Origin of the sequence: Amycolatopsis sp. SID8362, from assembly GCF_010550475.1 — a bacterium.
In the GTDB taxonomy this organism is placed as follows: Bacteria; Actinomycetota; Actinomycetes; order Mycobacteriales; family Pseudonocardiaceae; genus Amycolatopsis; species Amycolatopsis eburnea.
In genome coordinates this window covers 1-786 of sequence record NZ_JAAGNB010001451.1, presented here as the reverse complement: position 1 = coordinate 786, position 786 = coordinate 1, and the positions used below count along the sequence as shown (strand labels likewise).

Genomic DNA, 786 nt, shown 5'->3' with positions numbered 1-786 from the left:
GTTGCGCAGCTCGACCGCGGTCAGCGAGTCGAAGCCGAGCTCCTGGAACGCGCGGCCGGGTTCGACCGAGCCGCCCGAGGCGTGCCCGAGGATGGCGGCGACCTGGGCGCGGACCAGGTCCAGCGCGCGGTCGAACCGTTCTTCGGCCGACAACCCGAGCAGCTGCTGGGTGAGCTGCGAACGCCCGCCGGCCGACGCGGAGCGCCGCGACCGGCCGCGGACGAGGCCGCGCAGCACCGGCGGCACCTGGGGCCGGGTGCGCAGGACGGCCGGTTCCAGCCGCAGCGGCAGCACCACGGACGCCTCGACGGTGAACGCGGCGTCGAACCGGGCCAGGCCCTGCTCGTTGGTCATCGACGGCATCCCGGACTTGGCGATGCGCAGCAGCGCGTTCTCGTCCAGGGTCCCGGTCAGGGCGGTGAGCTGCGCCCAGCCGCCCCACGCCAGCGACAGCGCGGGCAGGCCCTCGGCGCGGCGGCGCTGGGCGAGCGCGTCGAGGAAGGCGTTGGCGGCCGAGTAGTTGCACTGGCCGGCGACGCCGAACACCCCGGAGATCGAGGAGTAGAGCACGAACGCGGCCAGGTCGAGTCCGGCGGTCAGCTCGTGCAGGTGCCAGGCGGCGTCGGCCTTCGGCGCGAAGACCGCCGCCACCCGCTCCGGGGTGAGCGAGCCGAGCAGGCCGTCGTCGAGGACGCCCGCGGTGTGCACCACCGCGGTCAGCGGGTGCCCGGCCGGGACGTCGGCGAGCACGGCCGCCAGCGCGTCCCGGTCGGCGACGTCGCAGGC

At 76.0% G+C, this 786-nt stretch carries 1 protein-coding gene; it reads right to left on the bottom strand.

The window, feature by feature from the left end; translation table 11 throughout:
* Positions 1–786 (bottom strand): beta-ketoacyl reductase (locus G3I65_RS44485; RefSeq protein ID WP_160701442.1); only part of this gene is annotated, 786 nt, incomplete at both ends.